The following is a 16,033-nucleotide window of genomic DNA, read 5'->3' as shown; positions in this document are numbered from 1 at the left end:
GGAGCGCGGGAGAGGCCGGACATGCCTCTCCACCTGACCAAGATCGCCTTCGGCGCGAAAAGCTACGAGCAACTTGAGGGCTGGTATCGTGGCCGCGATGTGATCGCGCTGACCACCCGCAACCGGCCGACGCGGCACGCGGAATGCGTGGGCGGATCGCTTTACTGGATCATAAATCACGCTATCGTCGCGCGCTCGCGCATCCTCGGCTTCGAGCAAACCGAGGACGGACGTTGGGACATCATGCTCGAGGCGAAGCTTATCCGCGTCCACACCCAGCCCAAGCGCGCGCATCAGGGCTGGCGCTATCTCACGGAGGACAAGGCCCCTCCCGATGTGGCCCAAGGAGAAGCCATCGGCGATGTGCTCCCCGGACGGCTGGCCATGAAGCTCGAACGCCTCGGGCTGGTATAGCCGCCGCTAGAGGCTGCGCCCCTGCCGGATCAGCTGGGCGAGGCGGACGCAGGTGCCACCGACCGAACGGCGCGCGTGATCGGCACCGACCGTGGCCGCGGTGGCAGTCGCCTCGGCGAACATTCGCCCGCCGACCGAGACCACCACCAGATTGTCCGGCGTGGCCTTGCGGCAATAGTCCACCATTTCGCGCAGCTCCAGCAACGCACGCGGGCGTGGCAGAGCGTCGGACAGGGCGATATCCACCGCATCGTGGCCCTGCTGCGCGATCTGGTTGGCGAGCGCTTCCTTGCTGCCGGGGAAGGCCATGTCCACCCGCCAGCCGGCATCGGTGAACTGATCGGCAAGCATCGCGGTAGACAGCATGTGGGGCTCACCCGGTGCGGTCGCCAGCAGGATAGAATAGCGGCTGCGACGCAGGGTCGCGCCGGCGCATCCGGCATGGCTACGAACCGCATGGCCGGCCAGTTGCAGCATGCTTAGCCCCACGGTGAGCTCGAACTCTGAGCACTGATCGGCCAGCCACGCATCGCCCATCGCGCGCGCCACAGGCTCGATCAGGTGCGATATGATATCGTCCGCGCTCCAGCCCTGTTCCGTCACGCTCGCCAAGCGGGCATTGATCCGCACGTCATCGCCGTCGAGCGCAAGCTGTGCCATGCCCGGCACGTAGTGCGCCAGCGCGTGCGGGGCGAGATCGCTGGCGCGGCTGGTGCGACATGACGCATCTTCGCGGCTGTAGAGCAGCAGATCCCAGTCGGAAAACAGGCGGCTGCCAACCATATGCTCGGTCAGCACTTCGATGTCGCAGTGACGCTGGTCGCGGCAAATCGACGACCAGACCTGCTTGAGCCCGCGCGGCGGGCCTTCGAGCGTCTGGAGGAAGCGCCCGTTGTCATAGAGCAGCATGCCAGTCACGCCAAGGCTGCGGTTGCGCCTGCGCGCCTGAGAAACAAGCTGTTCGAGTTCGCTTTCGGTCGATCGCGAGACAGCGCGGCTCTGGTACGTCAGGCAGCCAATGAGGCTGTCTGGATCGGTCCTGACGAAGCCCGTTTGCACCTGCATAGCACCCTCCCTACGACGGATCGGGACGAGCGGGCATAACGGCGGGGCTTCTCTGACGGCCCTTTGCGATAACCCGGCGGAAGATCCCACCCGCGGATAGTTAGACCACTAGAGAGGTGAGCCGTCCGCAGCATGGCGAGCAGCCCCTTCCGGAGCCCCGTAACACGCCGGTGCGACAGGACCGGAAGAGTCGTGACCTCACCCGTTTTGGCCGCCAAGGTCAATCCTTAAGTGCGATTCACCGTGTTTCCGGGGCACTCCACCACGAGAGAGTCTGGTTATCATGGGCGGAAGTCCACACGCCAGCCGGTGTCCAGCGCAGCGCACCGCTGCCCACCGCTGCTCCGAGTCGCGCGCGAATCGCTCCGTTGGCAGGATCGATCACCACCAGCGTCTGATCATCGGTGGTGCGCAGCCACACGGCGCCGCCGCCGGTGTCGATATCGCCCCATTTGAGATTCGCGCCAACCTTGGTGCGCCCCGCCACCACGAGCCTTGTCGGATCGACCTTGGCGACGGTCCCATCGCCCTGTTCCTGCACCCACACCGCGCCCTCTCCTGCGGCGAGGAAGCCAGGAGTATCACCAAGCACGACCGTGCCGGTGACACGGTTGCTCTCCGGATCGATCCGCTGGAGCACCCTGCCCTGGCTCGATACCGCCCACAACGCGTCGAAGCCATAGGCGAGATACCACGTCTCGGGCGCAACCGGGATAGTGGTGACGACGGAGTTGGTGGCCGGATCGATGCGCGCGATCTTGCCCTCCGGGTCGCTCGCCACCCACACCGAACCCGCACCCGCCACGACGTTGGTCTCGCCCTTGGGATTGGCCAGACCACTGGCGATGGTGGCTTCGAGCGACACGGTTTCGAGATTGATGCGATAGATTTCCGCGCCCTTGCAATTGGCGACCCAGAGCGAGCCTTCGGCAATCGCCATTGTTCCACAGGGCCGCGGTACGGCAAAGCTCGCCACTTTGCCGGTGGTCGACCACTGCTCGACGCGCCCGTTATTGGTGACCCACACAGAGTCGCCATCGACCGCGAGAAAATCGGCAAAGCCCGGCACGTCGAAGGTCTTCTCCACCAATTTGAGCGCCGGTTCCTCGGCAGGCGGGGGCGGTTGCTGCGCCGCACAGGAAACCGCCAGAGCCGAGGCCAGAACCAGCGCCAGCGGGCATACAGCAGAGTGACGGGCCATAGGCTTTCTTCCTTGCAAGAGACCGATTTTCCGGTCTGTCGGGAAGTCAGGATATGTATATTACATTTTTTCACAATCGTAATAATTCCCCATGGACAAAGCGGGGCGATGGGGAGATGCTGCATCTGCGAAAGGAATCCGAATCATGTTCCACCATGTTCGCCGTGCAACTTGCTCCGTTGTGATTGCCTGTGCATTGGCGCTGGCGGCGGCCATGGCGGTGGCGGGCTGTTCGGATGCGAAGAGCCCAGCCGAGCCGCGCACCGAGTTCAATATCGGCTGGTCGATATATGCCGGATGGATGCCTTGGCCCTATGCCGAACAAGCCGGGATCGTGAAGAAATGGGCCGATAAATACGGCCTCACCATCAAGTTCGTGCAGGTCAATGATTACGTCGAATCGGTCAATCAATACACCGCCGGCAAGCTCGACGGGGTGACGGTTGCCAACATGGACGCACTCACCATTCCGGCCGCTGGCGGCAAGGATACCAGCGTGATCATTCTGGGCGACTATTCCAACGGTAACGACGCGGTGCTGCTCAAAGGCGGTAGCGATGTCGCCGCTATCAAGGGTCGCAAGGTCAACCTGGTCGAGCTTTCGGTGTCGCACTACCTGCTCGCCCGAGCCCTCGAGACCAACGGAATGAAGCTGGCCGACGTGAAGACGGTCAACACTGCCGATGCCGATATTGCCAGCGCTTTCACCTCGCCGGCGGTGACTGCCGCAGTCGCGTGGAACCCGCAGCTCACTGCCATGAAGGGTGTGCCCGGCACCACCGCAGTTTTCACCTCGGCGGACATCCCGGGCGAGATTCTCGATCTCTTGGTGGTCGACACTGCAACCCTCAAGGCCAACCCCAATCTCGGCAAGGCCCTCGCCGGGATCTGGTACGAGACAATGGCGCTGATGGCGCGGCAGGACGCGCAAGGGCAGGACGCACGGGCTGCGATGGCGAAACTTGCGGGCACCACGCCAAAGGAATTCGAAAGCCAGCTTTCGACCACTTTCCTCTACACCGATCCCAAGGCCGCTGTTGCCGCGATGGCCTCACCAGAGCTGGTCACCACCATGAAGCGGGTGCGCGATTTCAGTTTTGCACAGGGGCTTTTTGGACAGGGCGCGCGCTCTGCGGACGCCGTCGGCATGGCGTTTCCGGGCGGCAAAACGCTCGGCGACAAAAACGCGATCACACTGCGCTTCGATCCTACCTTTATGCAGCTCGCCGCCGACGGCAAGCTTTAAGAGGCATCGAGGGGCTGGTTCGATGCGCTGGGTCAACCGCAGGATCGGCCGGGGTCAGGCGCTGTTGCTGGGTGGCCTGCCGCTGGCGCTGGTCGTGCTAGGCTACGTCGTCGCCGCCGCTGCGCGCCATGCAGAAAATCCTGCGGACAAGATCCTCCCTCTGCCCGGTGCGATGGCGAGCGCGATGGCAGCGCTGTTGTTTGAGCCTGATCCGCTGTCGGGCGAGCTGCTGTTCTGGGCCGACACGCTTGCCAGCCTTTCGCGTCTCGGCATTGGGCTCGGCATTGCCACGCTGTCAGCCTTGCTGGCGGGTCTGATGCTCGGCGCACTGCCACCGGTGCGCGCCTTCTTCAGTCCGCTGGTGACCGCCATCGCGGTGATCCCGCCGATCGCCCTGCTGCCAATCCTGTTCATCATCTTCGGGCTGGGCGAAACCGCCAAGGTCGCGTTGATCGTGGTCGGCATTACGCCATTCATGCTCCGTGACCTTGCCGGTCACATCAGCGCCCTGCCGCGTGAGCAGATGGTCAAGGCGCTGACGCTGGGCGCATCAAGCTGGCAATTGCTGCTGCGCGTCGCGCTGCCGCAGGCCCTGCCACGTCTGATCGAAGAGCTTCGCCTCTCGCTCGGCCCGGCCTGGGTGTTCCTGATCTCGGCCGAGGCGATCGCGGCCGATGTCGGGCTTGGCTACCGCATCTTTCTGGTGCGCCGCTACCTCGCGATGGACGTGATCATCCCCTACGTCGGGTGGATCGCGCTGCTCGCTGTCGCAATGGATTTTGTGCTCAGCCGCACCAGCCGCCTAGCGTTTGGCTGGGCGCACAAGGCGAGGCGTTGAGACGATGCTGCGCCTCTCCAATGTCTGGGTCGAATATGGCGAGAAGGTTGTGCTCGAGCGCATCAGCCTCGACATTGCCGAAGGCGCCTTCGTCTCAGTCATCGGGCCTTCGGGTGCGGGCAAGAGCAGCCTGCTGCGCGTCATCCTCGGGCAGGACCAGCCGAGCCGCGGGCGCATTACGCTTGACGGACGGCCGCTGCCGGCCGAATGCGGGCCTGATCGCGGGGTGGTGTTCCAGCGCTATTCGGTGTTCCCGCATCTCAATGCCCTCGGCAACACCATGCTCGGGCTCGAACTTGCGGGCGCGCCCTTCACCGCGCGGCTGTTCGGCAGTGCGCGTCGCGCAGCCCGCGCGCAAGCCGAGGAGATGCTCGCCGCAGTGGGACTTGCCGACAGCCTGCATCTCTACCCCAGCGAAATGTCGGGCGGGATGCAGCAGCGCCTCGCCATCGCGCAGGCGCTGATCATGCGACCCCGCATTCTGTTGCTCGACGAGCCGTTCGGCGCGCTCGATCCCGGCATCCGCGCCGACATGCACGTCCTCATCACCCGGCTGTGGCGCGAATTCGGACTGACCATCGTGATGGTCACCCACGACATCAAGGAAGCCTTCGCGCTCGGCACGCGGGTGATCACGCTCGACAAGCGCCGCCACGATCCCCACGCCCCGCAGCGATACGGCGCGGGGGTGATCTACGACATCGCCCTTACCCGCAAGACCGCATCCGATGAGCAGGCAAACGAATCCACCAGTATTACGATTGACTAGAAATGTAATAATTGAGATGGATCGCGCATGAGCACCGAATCTTCCCGTCTCGCCCGGCTGTCGATGAGCCTTCCGGCCGAACTGTTCCGCCAGCTCGACGTGATGGTGGAGGAACGCGCCCTGCCCTCGCGCTCGCAGCTGATCGCCGAGCTGATCCGTCACGCGCTGGCCGAGCACGAGGCGCTGACCCGCCCGGACGAGATGCTCGCGGGCACCGTCACCATCGTCTACGCAGGCGGCGGCGGACGGGTGCGCCAGCAGCTCGCCGAGACTCAGAGCGATTACCTGAAAGAGGTGATCTCCTCGCAGCACGTGTTTCTAGAACAAGATCAGTCATTGGAGGTGCTGCTGGTGCAGGGCCCCGCCGTACGATTGAAGCAATTGTGCGACGCGCTGCGAGCCATCAGGGGTGTGCAGCAATTGCAGCTTGTCACCACCACCGCACTGCTCCCGCCGCTGCATGAGCAAGAAGGGACGGGTGCGCCCGCCACGCAGGAGGCGGCCGAATGAGCCAGACTGCCGATCCGAAAGCGGCGCGCGAACATGCGCGCGCGCAAGGCGGCACCCGGATCGAGACCATGCCGATCCTGCCGCCGGTGGCCGACGATCTGCCGGCAGGCGTCTCGCCCGGCGATCTGGTATGGGAAGAAACCGTCGCGCCCGGCGGCTACACCTCGCGTAGGCTGGCGCGCGGCACCCGTATGCGGCTGATCGACAAGGGCGGCGATGCCTGTGCCTCGCTCAACATCTTCAATGCCGAATTGCCGACCGAAAGGCTCAATGTTGCCGATACCGTGAAGGTACAATGGAACGCGTATCTGGGTGTCGGCAAACTCCTGCTGTCGGACATGGGTCGGGTGCTGATGAGCATTATCGCCGACGACGCGGGAACCCATGATGCCTTCTGCGGGACCTCCAACGCCGCCACCAATGCCGCGAAATATGGCGACGGGCGCAATTCGGGGCCCTATCCCAACGGGCGCGACCGGCTAATCCTCGGCGCGGCCAAGCACGGGCTGACCCGACGCGACGTCCATCCCTGCATCAACCTGTTCAAGGGCACGGTAATCGAGTCCGACGGGGCGATCAGATCGGTGATCGGTCCCTTCGCTCCAGGCCGCGCAGTGACGCTGCGGGCCGAAATGGACGTGATCGTGGTGATCGCCAACTGCCCGCACGTGCGCGATCCGCGCACTGAATACCGCTCGACCCCACTGCGCGTCACCGCATGGCGAGGGCCAATCACTTCCGAGGACGATCCGGTGCGTAATGCCACACCAGAAGGGCAGCGCGCCTTCCTCAACACCGAGGACTACTACCGCCGCTGACCCCTTCCGCAAGCGAGGCAGATCATGACTGACGACCCGGCCCTTTCCGACCTTGCCGGCACCATTGTCCACGATGAGATCGTTCCCGCTCGCGCGCCATGGCTGCACCATATCGCCAAGGGCCAGACGCTGCGCATCGTAGATCTGGAGGGCAATCAGGCGGTCGATTTCCTGATCTATTGCGCCGCTGACGATGCCGAGCGGTACAGTGCGCAGGATACGGTGGCGGCGCAAGGCAACCTGTTCCTGCGCACCGGCACCGTGCTGCTCTCGAACGAGGGCAATCCGCTGATGACGATCATCGACAGCGCAGTCGCGTATCACGACACCATCGGCGGGGCATGTTCGTGCGAGAGCAACACGCTGCGCTACGGCCACCACACCAAGCACCAGCATTCCTGTGTCGACAATTTCCTCGAGGCCAACCTCAGCGAAGGGAGAGGCAAGCGCGATATCGTCTCCAATATCAATTTCTTCATGAATGTGCCCGTCGAAGCCGATGGGACGCTGGGAATCGTCGACGGCATTTCGGCGCCGGGGCTGACGGTCGATCTGAGGGCCGAGACAGACGTGATCGTGGTCGTGTCGAACTGTCCGCAGATCAACAACCCCTGCAACGGCTTCAACCCCACCCCGGTACGGATGATTGTGGCGGAATGAGTTTCGATACCCTCCTCATTGCCAATCGGGGCGCGATCGCCACCCGGATCATCCGTACCTGTCGGCGGATGGGGCTAAAGACGGTTGCAGTCTATTCCGAAGCCGATACCGATTCGCTCCACGTCACACAGGCAGACCAGGCCATCTGCATCGGACCTGCGCCTGCGGCCGAGAGTTACCTCAACGTCGCGGCGATCCTCGCCGCCGCCAAGGCCACCGGCGCGGGCGCAATCCATCCGGGCTACGGCTTCTTGGCCGAAAACGCCGAATTTGCCGAGGCTTGCGCCGCAGCAGGGATCGCCTTCATCGGGCCGACGCCGGATAATATTCGCACCTTCGGCCTGAAGCACTCCGCCCGGGACTTGGCGCAGGCGCATGATGTGCCGCTGGCCCCCGGCACCGGGTTGTTGACCGACGAGCATGAAGCCACCGAAGCCGCGGCGCGCATCGGCTATCCGGTGATGCTCAAGGCAACCGCGGGCGGCGGCGGCATCGGGATGCGCATCTGCGAGAACGAAACCGCCCTGCGCGAAGGCTTTGGCGCCGTCGTGCGGCAGGGCCAGACGAGTTTCGGCGATGCAGGCGTGTTCCTCGAACGCTACATCGCCAATGCCCGGCACATCGAGGTGCAGATCTTTGGCGATGGGGCGGGCCGCGTCATCCCACTGGGCGAGCGCGACTGTTCGCTCCAGCGACGCAACCAGAAAGTGGTTGAGGAGGCCCCCGCTCCTGATCTGCCTGAACCCAAGCGCGCCGCTTTGAGCGCCGCCGCGGTACGACTCGCGCAAGCCGCGAACTATCTTTCCGCTGGCACAGTCGAATTTCTCTACGATGCCGACCGCGCCGAATTCTTCTTCCTCGAAATGAACACGCGCCTTCAGGTCGAACATGGCGTCACCGAGGAGGTGATGGGGATCGACCTCGTCGAATGGATGATCAGAGCGGGCGCGGGCGATTTCGCCATGTTCGATGCGCCTGCACCCAGCCCCAAGGGCCACGCGGTGCAGGTGCGGCTCTATGCGGAAGATCCGGCGCTCGAATATCGCCCTACCACCGGCACGCTGACCAATGTCACCTTTCCCAAGGATATTCGCACCGAGACCTGGGTGATGGCGGGCAGCACTGTCAGCGCCTTCTACGATCCGATGCTGGCCAAGCTGATCGTCCACGCTCCGACCCGCGCCAACGCGATTGCGGCGATGCGCCTGGCACTGGCTGAATCCCGGGTGGACGGGATCGAGACGAACCTCAGATGGCTGCGCGACGTGGTGGCCGATCCGCGCTTTGCCAGCGGCGCTGTGACCACTCGCCTCTTGGCCGATATCGCCCATGTGCCTGACAGCATCCGCGTGCTCTCGGGCGGAACCTCCACGACGGTGCAGGACTGGCCTGGACGGCTCGGCCTGTGGCACGTGGGCGTCCCCCCTTCCGGCCCGATGGACGATCGCTCCTTCCGACTGGGCAATCTCCTGCTCGGCAACCCCGAGGGCACCGCCGGACTGGAGTTCACCGCCAGCGGCCCGACCCTGCTGTTTGAGGCGCCTGCGCGCATCTGCCTGACGGGCGCGGATTTCGGCGCGCGGCTCGACGGGGTGAAAGTGCCGCTCGGCCAGCCGATCGACGTCGCCGCAGGCCAGACGCTGGCCATGAGCCGGGTGTCGGGCGGCGGGATGCGGGGATATCTGTTGTTCGCCGGCGGGCTCGACATTCCCGCCTATCTCGGCAGCGCGAGCACTTTCACCCTTGGGCGGTTCGGGGGCCATGCGGCGCGAGCACTGGTGGCGGGCGATGTCTTGCATCTGGGCGGCGCGCCAACCGTCGCACCGGCGCCTGCGCGAGGCCTGCCCGAACTCGGCAAGAGCTGGGAACTTCGCGTCCTTTACGGCCCCCACGGCGCGCCCGATTTCTTCACGCCCGACGATATTGCGCGCTTTCTCGAGGCCGAGTGGCAGGTACACTACAATTCCAACCGCACCGGTGTCCGGCTCGTCGGCCCCAAGCCCGAATGGGCGCGAAGCGATGGCGGCGAGGCGGGGCTGCATCCTTCCAATATCCATGATAACCCATACGCGATCGGTGCGGTCGATTTCACCGGTGACATGCCGATCATCCTTGGGCCGGACGGGCCTTCGCTCGGGGGATTTGTCTGCCCCTTCACCGTGATTGCCGCAGACCGCTGGAAGATCGGGCAGTTATCACCGGATGACCGCGTGCGCTTTGTACCGGTGACCATTGCCGATGCCGAGGCGGCCGCTGCCGAGCCGCTCACCACCCTACCCGCGCCCAGCCCGGTGCGCGCTCTTGCCGAGCTTTCACCGATTCTCGCCGAGCTACCGGCCGAAGGACACCGTCCGCGGGTTATTTGGCGCCAGCAGGGGGACAGGAACATCCTCGTCGAATATGGCGAGATCGTACTCGATATAGAGCTGCGCATCCGCGTCCACGCGCTGATGCAGGCTCTCGAAGCGCTGGCCCTGCCCGGTGTCATCGACATAACCCCGGGGATCCGCTCGCTGCAGCTGCATTTCGACGGTACCACGCTGGATCAGGCTGGCGCGCTTGCGGCGCTTATGGCCTGCGAGGAAGCGCTTGGCCAGCTCGACGATTTCGCCGTGCCCTCGCGCATCGTCCACCTCCCGCTGAGCTGGCGCGATCCGGCGATCACCGAAACGATCGAAAAATATATCGGCGCTGTGCGCGACGATGCGCCCTGGTGCCCCGACAACATCGAATTCATCCGCCGTATCAACGGCCTTGCAAACGCAAAGGCTGTGGAAGATGTGATCTTCAACGCCAGCTACCTCGTGCTCGGGTTGGGTGACGTCTATCTCGGTGCGCCGGTGGCAACCCCGGTCGATCCGCGCCACCGGCTGGTGACAACCAAATACAATCCCGCGCGCACTTGGACCCCGCCCAACGTCGTCGGAATCGGCGGGGCCTATATGTGCATCTACGGAATGGAAGGTCCCGGCGGCTACCAGCTGTTCGGGCGCACCATTCAGGTGTGGAACACCCACCGGCAGACCGGTGCCTTCAGAGATGGCAAGCCCTGGCTACTGCGTTTCTTCGACCAAATCCGCTTCTTTCCGGTCAGCGCGGAGGAGCTCGCCGAATGGCGCCGTGATTTTCCCGCGGGCCGCCGCGAGATCCGAATTGAGGAGACCACCTTCCGCCTTGCCGATTACCGCTCCTTTCTGGCCGATAATGCGGCCAGCATAGCCGCCTTCGAGGCCGCCCGTCAGGCGGCCTTCGATGCCGAACGCGCCGCGTGGCAGGCGAGCGGCGAGTTCGACCGCGTTACCGATCTGCTCGCCGAGGACGTCCCCAGCGAGGCGACGGCGATCCGGCTTCCCGAGGGCAGCGAACTGATCGAAGCCCCTTTCGGTGGAAGCGTATGGAAGCTGATGGTCAGCCCGGGCGACAAGGTCGCCGCCGGCGACGTGATCGCGGTGATCGAAGCGATGAAAATGGAGTGCCCGCTCGAAAGCCCGACCAGCGGCACGATAGCCGCACTCTATATCGCGGAGCGCCAATCGCTCCAGCCCGGCGCGCCGATACTCGCGCTGAGGAGGGCATCGTGACGGCACCCGAACGCTTGTCTGCCAGCGCGATCGCCGCTGCCGTCAACGCCGGGGAGACCAGCGCTGCGGCGGTGATGGAAAGCACCCTCGCCCGCATCGCCGCCTACGACGCGATCCAGCCCCAAGTCTGGATCAGTCGGATGGCCGCCGAAGAGCTGCTGGCCCAGGCCCGCATCGTCGACGCACGCGTGGCGGCAGGGGAGCGTCTGCCGCTTGCGGGCGTGCCATACGCCGCGAAAGACAATATCGACGTGATCGGCTTGGAGACGACCGCCGCCTGCCCGGCCTTCGCCTATCTCCCCGAAACCTCGGCAATGGTGATTACGAAACTGTCCGCAGCCGGCGCGATATGCGTCGGCAAGACCAATCTCGACCAGTTCGCCACCGGCCTCGTGGGCACGCGAACACCCTATGGCGCACCGCGCAACGCCTCGAACCTTGCCTATGTCAGTGGCGGATCCTCATCGGGCTCGGCGGTGGCGGTAGCGGCCGGATTGGTCGCCTTTGCGCTGGGCACCGACACGGCAGGATCGGGGCGGGTGCCGGCTGCGTTCAACCACCTCGTCGGGCTGAAACCCACGCGGGGCCGCTGGAGCACGCGGGGGCTGGTGCCAGCCTGCCGCTCTCTCGACTGCATCACGGTATTCACCGATAGCCCGGCAGATGCGCAACTGTTGGACAGCGTGATTGCGGGCTTCGATGCCGCCGATCCCTTTTCCCGCCGACCGGTCGATGTGCCCATTCGCGGCGGACGCATTGGCATACCCCGCCCCGACCAGCGGGTTTTCTTCGGTGACCTTGAATCCGAACAACTCTACAACCGCGCGCTCGCTGTGCTGGGCAGGATTGGCGAACTGGTCGAAGTCGACATCGCTGTACTGCTCGAAGCCGCGCAGCTGCTCTACGGCGGACCATGGGTAGCGGAGCGCACCGCGGCGGTTGGGACATTGCTGCGCGACAATCCCGAGGCGATTGATCCCACCGTGCGCAGCATCCTCGAACCGGGCCTGACGATGAGCGCGGTCGAAACATGGAAGGGCATCTATCGCCTTGCCGCGCTCGCTCGCCATGCCGAGGCGCTGTGGGACAGCGTTGACGTGCTTGCCTTCCCCACCACCGGCACCATCTATCGCGTCGCCGAACTTTCAGCCGAGCCGGTCGCGCTCAACAGCAATCTCGGGCGCTACACCAATTTCGTGAACCTGCTCGACATGGCGGCGATTGCCGTGCCGGCGGGGGCGCGTCACAACCGCACTGGTTTCGGCATCACCCTGATCGGCCCGGCGCACAGCGACCGCGGATTGATCGCCATGGCGCAAGACTATCTGGCTGCCGCGCAGCTTCCCGAGTTCCCCCCGCTCGATACCGGAGACCACATGGACACCGTCAAACTCGCAGTCGTCGGCGCCCACCTTGAAGGCATGCCGCTGCATTGGCAGCTCAGCAGCCGCAATGCCCGGTTCGTCGGCGCCTTCACCACCGCTGCGACGTACAAACTTTATGCCATGGCCGAGAGCGTCCCGCCGAAGCCGGCGCTGGTCCATAGCGGCGATGGCGGGGCGGCGATCGCGCTCGAAGTCTACGAAATGGGCCTCGCGGAGTTCGGAAGCTTCGTTGCCGAAGTCCCGCCGCCGCTCGCGATCGGCACGGTCACACTTGCCGATGGCACCAGCGTGAAGGGCTTTGTCGCCGAACCACGCGCAATAGTGGGCGCCAGGGACATAACCCATCTGGGTGGCTGGCGGGCCTATATCGGGGGGTAGTAATTGCCAGACGCCGCTGCCCATAACCTTCTGGCTTGGCTGCGCGAGCGCGGCGAAAAGGCCCATGCCGAGACATTGGCGGCGCTGCTCGACGACCACGCGGCGCTCGCCCGCGCCAAAAAGGCGGCCGAAGCCGCAAACGAGGCCAAGACCCGCTTCCTTGCCAGCGTCAGCCACGAGATCCGCTCGCCGCTCAACGCGATCTGCGGCTATGCCCAGCTGCTCGAACGCGGTGACGGGCGTGACACCGTACAGGCCGGCAAGGTGATCCGTCGTAGCGCCGAACACCTCTCCAACCTTGTCGAAGGCCTGCTCGACATTGCTCAGGTTGAAAGCGGTTCGCTCAAGCTGGCGCGTGACACGATCTGCTTTCCTGCCTTCCTCGAACAGCTCGCCGCAATGTTCGAACCGCAGGCGGCGATGAAGGGTCTGGCTTTAAACCTCGATCTGCCGCCAACACTGCCCGAATTCGTGCGCGCCGATCCCAAGCGCTTGCGGCAGGTGCTGATTAACCTGCTGTCAAACGCCATCAAGTTCACCGATACTGGCAGCGTGACCCTGCGGGTGCATTACCGCAACGAGCTGGCAACCTTCGAGGTGGTCGACAGCGGCATCGGCATCGCGCCGGCCGATATCGAGCGCATCCTGCTGCCCTTCGAGCGCGCTGGTGCGGCGGCCGCGCGCTCCGGCATCGGGCTCGGCCTTGCGATCACACAAGCGCTGGTGACCATCATGGGCGGCGAGCTACGGATCGAGAGCAAGCCAGACGAAGGCTCGCGCTTCATCGTCCGGCTGATGCTGTCGCAGCCGCTTTCCCCCCCGGTCGACCTGCGCGGGCACGAGGCGACGAGCCTCTATCTAGGACGCGAGCGCCGGGTGCTACTGATCGACGACGATCCCGCCCACCGCGCCGCACTCTGCGCGCTGCTGATCCCGCGTGGGTTTGCAGTCCTTACTGCCGAGGGCGGGGCCGACGGTCTGGCGATAGCGGCCAGCGAGCAACCCGATCTGGTGCTGCTCGATGTGTCGATGCCGGGCATGAGCGGGTGGGACATCGCTGCAACCTTGCGCCGGCGCCATGGCGCCGCGCTCAGGATCGTGATGCTGTCGGGCGAAATTGCGGATTCGGCGGAGGGCGGCGAGGTGGCGGACCGGTTCGTCCCCAAGCCGTTCGATTTCGACCAGCTGCTGGCTGTGATAAGCGAGGAATTGTCGCTCGAATGGCCCCGCACGGCACAAACGCGACCTGGGCTGACGACGCTGCCTGCAAGGATTGGCGCCGAGGCCCAGCCGCACCTTGCCGAAATCGCGCGGCTAGTGCGGATCGGGCACGTGCGCGCGATCGAGGCGCAGATCGACGCGCTCGCTGCGCTGGGGCCGGATACCGCGACGCTGGCCGAACGGATGCGCGCACACCTTGACGCTTTCGATCTCAAGGCGCTGGCTGCGCTCGCCGCAGGAGAAGGGGAACGATGACGGGCGGCGCTCGTGACACCGGCGCGCGAGACCGTATCCTGGTGGTCGACGACAATCCGGATTCGCTGCGTTTCCTGGTCGATATGCTCGAAGGAGAGGGCATGGACGTGCTGATCGCGCGCAGCGGCGAGACGACGCTCGAGCTGCTGGGCGAGTCCTCACCCGACCTGATCCTGATGGACGCGTTGATGCCCGGCATGAGCGGGCTGGAGACAACGCAGGCGATCAAGCGCAATCCGGCGACCGCGCATATTCCGGTGATCTTCATGACCGGACTGACCGATCCCGAACACGTCGTCGCCGCGCTCCAGATCGGCGGGGTCGACTATGTCCGCAAGCCGGTGGTGGTGGACGAGCTGTTGGCGCGGATAAGAGTGCATCTCGCCAATGCCCGCGCCTCCTATCTTTCGCGCCTGGCGCTGGGTCATGCGGGTCGCGCCTTGGTGGCGCTTAACAGCCAGGGCCAGCTTATTTGGTGCACCCCTCAGGCCGAGAGCCTGTTCCAGCGGATCGACCCGGCGTGGGATGCCGCGAGCGCGGCGCTGCCAGAAGGAATTGCTCCGGCGCGGCTGATGGCGCTGGCCGAGCCGGGCCATTCGGGCACAATCACGCTTGCGCTAGCCGGAATCGAGTTGGAACTGGCGCTGGCTGAAACCGAAAGGTCGGGCGAGACGCTGTTCAGGATTACCGAGGTGGGCGAGGCCTCCAAGGTCGATCTGCTGCTGAAGCAGACAACCCTCACCCGGCGCGAGGCAGAAGTGCTGCTGTGGGTCAGCTACGGCAAGACCAACCGCACCGTGAGCGAAATCCTCGGCATTTCTCCGCGTACTGTCAACAAACATCTGGAACAGGTCTTCCGCAAGCTTGGCGTAGAAACCCGCGCTGCGGCAACCGCGCTCGCGGTGCGGATGATCTCCGAATAGAGCGGCTTGGCACACCCGCCCGGAGCGCGTTTGAGCCACTACGTCATTTGGCCACTTACCCGGATGTCTCAGCTTGCCATGGAGTAGATGGAAGCATCGCGGGGTCAGCGCCGGGCGCCAGCCGGATCTCCCGGCAGACCGCGCGACTGACGGATTAACACGCGGTAAGCGGAGTGCGTCATGGCCGGAGTGCAAGTGGGGAAGCGGATCATCGGAGCGGACGCGCCGGTGACGGTCGGCTGGGAGAACATAGGCAAGGTCGAAGGCGGGCCGTTCAAGCAGTTGGACACCTCGAAGAACCTGCTGTTTTCGGCCTGATGAGGGCGCGGATGGTCTGATCGCGGTCTTTTGTGCGTGAAGGCTGGCCTTTTCGGCCTGGTTTCCGCGGTTTTCGGGGCCTGAGTGCCGCTCAGCAGTCCGTTTTCGCGCTATGCAGGCGCACCTTGCCCCTCGAGCCAGGCGAGGCGCTGGAAGTTATAGGCAAGGTTGGCCATGCCGATCTTGATCCGGGCTCTGGCGATGCCGATGGTGCGGATGAACAGCCCCATGCGGTGCTTCTGACATGCGAACACGTGCTCGACCGCCGAGCGCACAGCGGAGCGCTTGGCATTGGCTCTGGCGATGTGTTTGGGCAGCGGCCGACGCGGCGTGCGCTTCTGGTGGATGTGGCTCTTGAACATGCCCCGCTCGAGGAACGCCTCGTTCTTCTTCGAGCGATAAGCGGTGTCCGCCCATACGCCCGAACCGGTATTCTGCTTGCTGATGAGGT

General features: G+C 64.8%; 14 protein-coding genes and 1 pseudogene. 12 read left to right on the top strand and 3 right to left on the bottom strand.

Annotated features, from left to right (window positions below; translation table 11 throughout):
• Positions 1 to 21: 21 nt before the first annotated feature.
• On the top strand, positions 22 to 414 hold the full coding sequence (locus tag BZF61_RS12270) for a DUF1489 family protein (RefSeq protein WP_086619629.1): 393 nt from the start codon (positions 22 to 24) through the stop codon (positions 412 to 414).
• Between the two features lie 6 nt (positions 415 to 420).
• Here BZF61_RS12270 and BZF61_RS12265 read toward each other — a convergent pair whose 3' ends face one another.
• Complete coding sequence (locus BZF61_RS12265) at positions 421 to 1,479, bottom strand: BLUF domain-containing protein (RefSeq protein ID WP_086619627.1); 1,059 nt, start codon at positions 1,477 to 1,479, stop codon at positions 421 to 423.
• A 238-nt stretch (positions 1,480 to 1,717) separates the two neighbouring features.
• Positions 1,718 to 2,680 (bottom strand): Vgb family protein, encoded by a 963-nt coding sequence (locus BZF61_RS12260; protein WP_086619626.1) that lies wholly within the window; start codon positions 2,678 to 2,680, stop codon positions 1,718 to 1,720.
• A gap of 214 nt (positions 2,681 to 2,894) precedes the next feature.
• On the opposite strand from BZF61_RS12260, the gene BZF61_RS12255 reads away from it, so the two are divergent.
• The 11 genes and pseudogenes from BZF61_RS12255 to BZF61_RS15630 all read left to right on the top strand — a co-directional run.
• Positions 2,895 to 3,926, top strand: a complete 1,032-nt coding sequence (locus tag BZF61_RS12255; RefSeq protein WP_245804628.1) for a putative urea ABC transporter substrate-binding protein — start codon at positions 2,895 to 2,897, stop codon at positions 3,924 to 3,926.
• Positions 3,927 to 3,948: 22 nt separating this feature from the next.
• Positions 3,949 to 4,764, top strand: coding sequence for an ABC transporter permease (locus BZF61_RS12250; RefSeq protein WP_086619622.1), 816 nt, complete (start codon positions 3,949 to 3,951; stop codon positions 4,762 to 4,764).
• 4 nt (positions 4,765 to 4,768) lie between these two features.
• Complete coding sequence (locus tag BZF61_RS12245) at positions 4,769 to 5,533, top strand: ABC transporter ATP-binding protein (protein ID WP_086619620.1); 765 nt, start codon at positions 4,769 to 4,771, stop codon at positions 5,531 to 5,533.
• A gap of 27 nt (positions 5,534 to 5,560) precedes the next feature.
• Entirely contained in the window at positions 5,561 to 6,043 is a 483-nt protein-coding gene (locus BZF61_RS12240) for a CopG family ribbon-helix-helix protein (protein WP_086619618.1), read from the top strand.
• Positions 6,040 to 6,861, top strand: a complete 822-nt coding sequence (locus tag BZF61_RS12235) for an urea amidolyase associated protein UAAP1 (protein ID WP_086619617.1) — start codon at positions 6,040 to 6,042, stop codon at positions 6,859 to 6,861. Before BZF61_RS12240 ends, BZF61_RS12235 begins: the two co-directional genes overlap by 4 nt.
• Before the next feature lie 24 nt (positions 6,862 to 6,885).
• Positions 6,886 to 7,521: an urea amidolyase associated protein UAAP2 gene (locus BZF61_RS12230; protein WP_086619615.1), complete on the top strand. Its 636-nt coding sequence runs from the start codon at positions 6,886 to 6,888 to the stop codon at positions 7,519 to 7,521.
• Complete coding sequence (uca, locus tag BZF61_RS12225) at positions 7,518 to 11,102, top strand: urea carboxylase (RefSeq protein ID WP_086619614.1); 3,585 nt, start codon at positions 7,518 to 7,520, stop codon at positions 11,100 to 11,102. The genes BZF61_RS12230 and uca overlap by 4 nt, the downstream gene beginning before the upstream one ends.
• Positions 11,099 to 12,865, top strand: coding sequence for an allophanate hydrolase (gene atzF / locus BZF61_RS12220; RefSeq protein ID WP_086619612.1), 1,767 nt, complete (start codon positions 11,099 to 11,101; stop codon positions 12,863 to 12,865). Before uca ends, atzF begins: the two co-directional genes overlap by 4 nt.
• Positions 12,866 to 12,868: 3 nt before the next feature.
• The gene (locus tag BZF61_RS12215) at positions 12,869 to 14,341 is read left to right on the top strand and encodes an ATP-binding response regulator (RefSeq protein ID WP_086619611.1); all 1,473 of its coding nucleotides are present in this window, start codon (positions 12,869 to 12,871) and stop codon (positions 14,339 to 14,341) included.
• Positions 14,338 to 15,264: a response regulator transcription factor gene (locus BZF61_RS12210; protein ID WP_086619609.1), complete on the top strand. Its 927-nt coding sequence runs from the start codon at positions 14,338 to 14,340 to the stop codon at positions 15,262 to 15,264. The genes BZF61_RS12215 and BZF61_RS12210 overlap by 4 nt, the downstream gene beginning before the upstream one ends.
• 180 nt (positions 15,265 to 15,444) lie before the next feature.
• Positions 15,445 to 15,546 (top strand): annotated as a pseudogene (locus BZF61_RS15630) (sterol desaturase family protein); the annotation flags it as partial.
• Positions 15,547 to 15,692: 146 nt separating this feature from the next.
• Here BZF61_RS15630 and BZF61_RS12205 read toward each other — a convergent pair.
• Positions 15,693 to 16,033 (bottom strand): transposase (locus BZF61_RS12205; RefSeq protein WP_143736936.1); only part of this gene is annotated, 341 nt, incomplete at its 5' end.

Origin of the sequence: Erythrobacter tepidarius (genome assembly GCF_002155695.1) — a bacterium.
Classification (GTDB): domain Bacteria; phylum Pseudomonadota; class Alphaproteobacteria; order Sphingomonadales; family Sphingomonadaceae; genus Erythrobacter; species Erythrobacter tepidarius.
Note: the sequence above shows the minus strand (reverse complement) of the source record. Positions and strands in the feature narration are given on the sequence as shown.